A 5,901-nucleotide genomic window follows, 5' to 3' on the forward strand; every position below is an offset into this window, starting at 1 on the left:
GACGGGTTCGGACGAGCGGGCCTGGTACACACGCGACCATTACAATTCGTTCGTTGAGGTGAAGAAGAAGGCTGTTTTGGAACAATAGGCTCTTACCCGTATGGAAATCACGCCGCTGTTGGCGCACTGTACTCGTACGCAACAAGACGGCCCTGAATTTGTCTCAACAGTGTTGAGACAAATTTTCCGAACAATTATTTTTGGTAGTGTAACAGAATGTATGCTATTTAACTTGCTTACCTTGAGTGTTTTGTAAATTAGATTCCTTTTTTTGATATGCTTTCGTCCTAGGGGGCGTGCCGTTCTCAAAACCTCAATTCTAATGGGTCGTGGATAAGGCAATAAAATACATAACCTATTGAATTTTAAAATTTTAAGAGCAGCATACATTTTAATACACTACCTTATTTTTTAGTTTCGCCCGCCGAAACCTTTACCGGGGAAGAAATGTATTCTAAATTGCCCACAATAAAGCCTCCTCGTCCCAAGTCCTGCCCACTTTTTCTCAACAATGAAAAATAACCACTTCCTCTTCATAAACGCCGACACCGACCCAGCTGAGTTTTTCCCCGGCTGGCGTATTGCCCGCATCGACGGCAAAGACGCGCCCTCGATCAAGACGTTTTATAATCAGATTGCCGAAGCCCTCGACTTTCCCGACTACTTCGGGTACAACCTCGATTCGCTGGATGAGATGCTGAACGACCTGCAATGGATAAAAGAGGAGAAAATCGTCATTTTTATCACTAACAGCGCCGAATGGCTGGTGCGTGAGAAAACCAACGAGCGCCTGCCAGTGCTGATTGACCTGCTGGAGGCCACCGCCGAGGACTGGAAATGGCTGGACGAGGACGAGGACAGCGACTTGAAGAAGAAAGAACTCCGCATCCTCTTCGAGGACAGCCCCCGCATCCGCAAATTGCTCGAAGAGCAGGAAATTCCGTTCGGGATAGTGGATTAAGGAAAAGGGTTAATGGTTAACGGTCAAACGACGTTCTACGCCAATCTTTTGATACAGCAACCTCTGAGAATATAGCTGCCGCAAACCGTTGACCCTTAACCGTTAACCGTTAACCGATTCATATCCCGCTTCCACTGAAAATACCCCATCGCGGCCAGGATCAAAAACACAGCGTAGAGCAAAGCGGTTAGGTGCAGGTCTTTGTAAATGTACATTCCTACGTAGCAGGTGTCGGCTACGATCCAGAGTATCCAGTTTTCAAGATACTTTCGGGCCATCATCCACTGACCCAGAAGACTGGCGGCTGTTAGGCCCGAATCCACGTAACTGAGGCTGGCGTCGGTGTAGGTATTGAGCAGAAAACCCCACAGTAGCGTCGCGGCCACGAACAGGCCGAAGAAAAGTCCGTAGAGTTTGGCGGGTGTCCGGCTTACGGGCAGTGGGTTATTGTTTTTGCCGCCGTAGAGCCACGCCCACCAGCCGTAGATGCTGGTAAAAAAGTAGTAGCCCTGCAAGCCCGTGTCGGCGTAGAGCCGCGCGTCCAGAAAAACGAAGGCATAAAGTACTGCGTTAATAATCCCAAAAAACCAGCCCCAGACGTTTTGCTGCGTATTAAGATAGACGCAGATGGCTCCCGTCACGAAGCCCAGAATTTCCAGCGGTGTGGTGACGAAGCCCGCCAGGCTGAGGGATTGGTTGAGCCAGTCGAGCATTAGTTTTTCGCAAATTCAAGCGTCCGCAGATCTAACCTTTTCCAGATATTGATCCCGCCCGATGTCTCATTGAAAACTACATAGACATCGTGGCTTCCCGACTGCGGTAGCAGCGGCGCGGAAGTCACCTCCACGCCATCGCCTTTCACGGGTACTTCGGCGATAACCTTTCCCGTTGGACTGCCGATTCGGAATTCAAGCGTTCCTTTGAGTTTTGGCGTAAAAATGTCGGTCGTGACTTTTTTCAGACCTGTTAGATCCAGTCGATCGAACTTGATCCAGGCGTTGTCCTCGTTGTAGTTCATCGTGAAGCCGCCGTTGCTGTTGCTGCGCTTGGAAATGCCCTTGTGGTAGCTGTCGGCTTGCGCGGCGGAGAATTTGGCGGGGCGCAGCCGGAGCAGTTCCTGCCCCAGCAGCCCGCCGCTGTCGGTGTAGCGGGCCATCAGCACGTAGTTTCCGGGCGACTGGTCGGTCGTCAAAGTACCCTGCGCGGGTACTTGCGGGCTGGGTTTATTGAGCGAGAGAATGTAGCGCACCATTTCGGCGGCGTCTTCCTTGATAAGCTGCGGATGCGCCGACATGGCGTGTTCCTGCGTCCAAACGCCCGCGCCGCCTTTAATAATTTTGTCGGCCAGTTTATCCACCGCGCTGTCGTGGTAACGCTCGGCGATGTCGCGGTAGCTCGGCCCGACGGACTTGGTTTCCAGCCCGTGGCAGGCGCGGCAGTCGCTCTGTTCGATGAGGGTTTTGCCCTTGAAAGTCATCTCACCCGTGGCCATGATGCCCGCCACGTCCTCACCCTCGGGCAGGTAGTGGAACCAGGTTTCGACGTGCTCAGGCGGGATAGTCTTGTCCTCACGGTCGGCCACTTTCACTTGGTAGTTTACCGGATTTTTTCCAAAATAAAACGAACGGTTGCCCGCCCAATCTATCGTCACGGCGGGCGGTTCGTTGCCCACGCGGATGGTTATTTCATTTTCTGCCGATTTGCCCTGCGAGTCGGTCACGCGGACGCGGGCTTTGTAATTGCCCGGTTTAGTGAAAGTGAAAGTCGGCGCGATTCCTTTGGCCTGGATACCATTTGCCGTAAACGACCATTCGTAGCGCAAGGAATCGGTTTTGTCGTAATCGAATGATCCCTGGGCTGAAAACCTAACTTTCAGCGGCGCGGCGCCGACGGTCTTGTCCGCCGAGATTTTGGCGACGGGGGCGCGGTTGCCTTCGTTGTACTCGATGCGCACCAGCTTGGCGTCAGTGTTCTTGGCCCGCCAGTAAGTACCGTATTCCAGCATATACAACTCGCCCTTTTTGTTAAAAACCATATCGACCGGATGGTTGAATTCCTGCTCGGGCAGGAATCGCTCCATGCTCTGGTAGTTGTGGTTTTCGTCCATCGTGACGGTGAAAACAATGCCCCGCATCCAGTCGTAAATGAAGAGTTTTTTGTCAAAGTACCTGGGAAATTTTCCCGCTGAATCTTCGTAATCATCATAATAATAGACTGGCCCGGCCATCGCGTTGCGCCCGCCTTTTCCAAGTTCGGGAAACTCCGGCGAGTCGGCGTAAGGATACCAGATGAATGCCTTCTGGGCGGGGGGTAGTTCGCGCAGCCCGGTATTGTTGCGCGAAAAATTGATTGGCTTTTCTGGATCGAATAGTTCGCCCGAAGTTTTGGCCTCGAAATCATATTTGTAGTACGGCTTGTTGTCGCCCACGAAAAGCGGCCAGCCAAAGTACCCCGCTTGCCGCGCCTGATTGACCTCGTCGTGGCCGCGCGGCCCGCGCATCGGGCCGTCTTCCCCGGCATCCGGCCCGACCTCACCCCAATACAAAAACCCATTGCGCTGATCCACTGCAATTTGAAAGGGATTGCGGTTGCCCATGACGTAGATTTCGGGCCGCGTTTTTTCCTGTCCGGGCTTGAAAAGGTTACCTTCGGGAATGGTATAAGTACCATCGGCTTCGGCAACGTCCGTTGTGGGATGAATGCGCAGGATTTTGCCCCGCAAATCATTGGTGTTGCCCGAAGATTTCAGCGCGTCGAAGCGGATGCGGCCTGGCCGGTCGTCGCTGGGCGAGTAACCCTCGGACTCGAACGGATTGGTGTTGTCGCCCGTGGAGAGGAAGAGATTTCCCTTGGCATCGAAGGCCAGCGAGCCGCCCGAGTGATTGACTCCCTCGTGCAGTAGCGGCACGCGCAGCAGATCGGTGCGGTTGGTTAACCCGGCATCAGTCAGTTCGAAGCGGCTGAGGACATTGGTGTAGCCATCGCCCTGCATGACCGGGTCGCCGTAGTAGAGGTACAGCCAGTGGTTTTGCAGGAAACCGGGATCGAGGGCTAGTCCCAGCAGCCCGTCTTCGCCCGAGGCCCGCACGTCGAGTTTAGTGATACGCCGCTTCTGATTTTTTTCGGGATCGAAGCTGCTGACGTAGCCGACCCTTTCAATATAATACACCATGCCATCCGCCGCCACGTCGAGTTCCATGGGTTCGTTGAGGTCGTCGTCGAGGGTGATTTTGGTGAAACGACTGTCGTCGGGCTTATCGCCGGGGTCGGAAAGCAGGTGGGTGATGAACAGAGAAAAGAAGAGCAGGAGGTATTTCATGAAAGTCAGTAATTTGGTGCTTAAAACTAGTATTCCTTTTTGAGCCTGCAAAACGGCGGTTATCGGTAGATGTTGATTTCTTGAATAGAAAGCTGCCTTGGAGGAAAAGGTACTTGCTAAACCATTTTGTTTGGTTGGGCGTTTTGGAAGAACGTATGGAAAAGAACATTCATGTGGTACGGGCGTCTCGCCCGTCTGAAACCAATGGGCTGAGAGACGGGCGAGATGCCGAACGCGGCCCGGCCCGTACTACAGGCATTTGGGCGGCGGGGATTGTGCTGGTACTTTGGTTCAGTTCATTAGCTTTCCTGTTAAACTATCCGCTATCGTTTCGGGATCCGCTGGTGTACCTGTTCGTGCTGGTTCAGATGCACCTGTACACGGGCGTGTTCATCACGGCCCATGACGCCATTCACGGCGTGGTGGCCCCCGGAAGACCCCGGCTCAACCGCGCCGTGGGCTGGCTAGCGACGACGCTCTTTGCTTTCAATAACTACGGCGTCCTTCACCGCAAGCATCACCTGCACCATAAGCATTCGGGTACTTTCGACGACCCGGATTTTCACGAGGGCAACCCCAATTTCTTTGCCTGGTATTTCAGTTTTTTGAAACAGTACATTTCCTGGAAACAAATTCTGTTCATGGCCGTCAGCTACAATCTGCTGAAACTGGCTTTTCCCTGGGAAAATCTGGTAGTTTTCTGGATGGCTCCCGCCATTCTGAGTACTTTCCAGTTGTTCTTTTTCGGTACCTACCTGCCGCACCGGGGCGAGCATCACAACCCGCCGCACAACGCCCGCAGTCAAACGCTCAACCACATTTGGGCCTTTGTGACCTGCTACTTCTTCGGCTACCACTTTGAGCATCACGCCTATCCTTATTTGCCGTGGTGGCGACTGCCTAAGGCGCGGGAGGCGTCGGCGCGGGCTTCGTAGCGAGAGGGTGCTTTGTTTGCCATGTGGATAAGTGCTATTTTTGGAAAAAAGGCAAACTCAATTATGGCAATCACCTCACTTTCACAGCTCGACTTCAATGGTAGCTATACCTATTCGGAATACCTCAAATGGAAGTTTGATGGGTACGTTGAGTTGATTCGGGGGAAAATTTTCCCGATGTCGGCACCTGTCAGCCAGCATCAGCGTCTGGTCGGTAATCTACATATTGAAATAGGTATTTTTCTTAAAGGCAAGCAGTGCCAAGTGTTTATTTCACCTTTTGATGTGCGTCTTCCTGCTTATGACGAGCATGGCGGATTGGTTGCCGATACCGACACGGTAGTACAACCTGATCTTTGCGTGATTTGTGATCTTGAAAAGATTGACCGACGGGGTTGTAATGGTGCGCCAGATATGATGATCGAGGTACTTTCTCCTTCTACGGCCAAAAAAGACCTGAACGAAAAATTCAATCTTTACGAAGAAGCGGGCGTGAAGGAATACTGGGTAGTTTTTCCCGATGCCCAGGTAATCAACGTTTACGCGCTACAAGATGGCAGATTCGAACTCGTGGATGAGTACGAAGAAGACGCCAAAGTACCCGTCAACACGCTGCCTGGTCTGACCGTCGATTTGGCGGACATCTTCACTTAAAATTAATCATCCCCGCCGCTTCGGCGTTTCGC

At 52.6% G+C, this 5,901-nt stretch carries 5 protein-coding genes; 3 read left to right on the forward strand and 2 right to left on the reverse strand.

Features of this window, described 5'->3' with window-relative positions; all coding sequences use genetic code 11:
- Positions 1-511: 511 nt before the first annotated feature.
- The gene (locus ACEW8P_RS26820) at positions 512-961 is read left to right on the forward strand and encodes a barstar family protein (RefSeq protein ID WP_373516131.1); all 450 of its coding nucleotides are present in this window, start codon (positions 512-514) and stop codon (positions 959-961) included.
- A 95-nt stretch (positions 962-1,056) separates the two neighbouring features.
- Here the strand turns inward: ACEW8P_RS26820 and pnuC are convergent, their stop codons facing one another.
- Together pnuC and ACEW8P_RS26830 are read right to left on the reverse strand one after the other, a co-directional pair.
- Positions 1,057-1,674 (reverse strand): nicotinamide riboside transporter PnuC, encoded by a 618-nt coding sequence (gene pnuC, locus ACEW8P_RS26825; RefSeq protein ID WP_373516132.1) that lies wholly within the window; start codon positions 1,672-1,674, stop codon positions 1,057-1,059.
- On the reverse strand, positions 1,674-4,280 hold the full coding sequence (locus tag ACEW8P_RS26830; protein ID WP_373516133.1) for a PQQ-dependent sugar dehydrogenase: 2,607 nt from the start codon (positions 4,278-4,280) through the stop codon (positions 1,674-1,676). Before ACEW8P_RS26830 ends, pnuC begins: the two co-directional genes overlap by 1 nt.
- A 155-nt stretch (positions 4,281-4,435) precedes the next feature.
- Between ACEW8P_RS26830 and ACEW8P_RS26835 the strand changes: the two genes are divergently transcribed.
- Together ACEW8P_RS26835 and ACEW8P_RS26840 are read left to right on the forward strand one after the other, a co-directional pair.
- Positions 4,436-5,215: a fatty acid desaturase gene (locus ACEW8P_RS26835; protein WP_373516134.1), complete on the forward strand. Its 780-nt coding sequence runs from the start codon at positions 4,436-4,438 to the stop codon at positions 5,213-5,215.
- Between the two features lie 63 nt (positions 5,216-5,278).
- Entirely contained in the window at positions 5,279-5,869 is a 591-nt protein-coding gene (locus tag ACEW8P_RS26840) for a Uma2 family endonuclease (RefSeq protein WP_373516135.1), read from the forward strand.
- Positions 5,870-5,901: the final 32 nt, after the last annotated feature.

The sequence above is a fragment of the Persicitalea sp. genome, from assembly GCF_041751555.1.
Classification (GTDB): domain Bacteria; phylum Bacteroidota; class Bacteroidia; order Cytophagales; family Spirosomataceae; genus Persicitalea.

What these genes read in the sequence shown, in the direction of transcription:
- ACEW8P_RS26820 (WP_373516131.1), top strand. Translation starts at nt 512, where the DNA reads ATGAAAAATAACCACTTCCTCTTCATAAACGCCGACACCGACCCAGCT.
- pnuC (WP_373516132.1), bottom strand. Translation starts at nt 1,674, where the DNA reads ATGCTCGACTGGCTCAACCAATCCCTCAGCCTGGCGGGCTTCGTCACC.
- ACEW8P_RS26830 (WP_373516133.1), bottom strand. Translation starts at nt 4,280, where the DNA reads ATGAAATACCTCCTGCTCTTCTTTTCTCTGTTCATCACCCACCTGCTT.
- ACEW8P_RS26835 (WP_373516134.1), top strand. Translation starts at nt 4,436, where the DNA reads ATGGAAAAGAACATTCATGTGGTACGGGCGTCTCGCCCGTCTGAAACC.
- ACEW8P_RS26840 (WP_373516135.1), top strand. Translation starts at nt 5,279, where the DNA reads ATGGCAATCACCTCACTTTCACAGCTCGACTTCAATGGTAGCTATACC.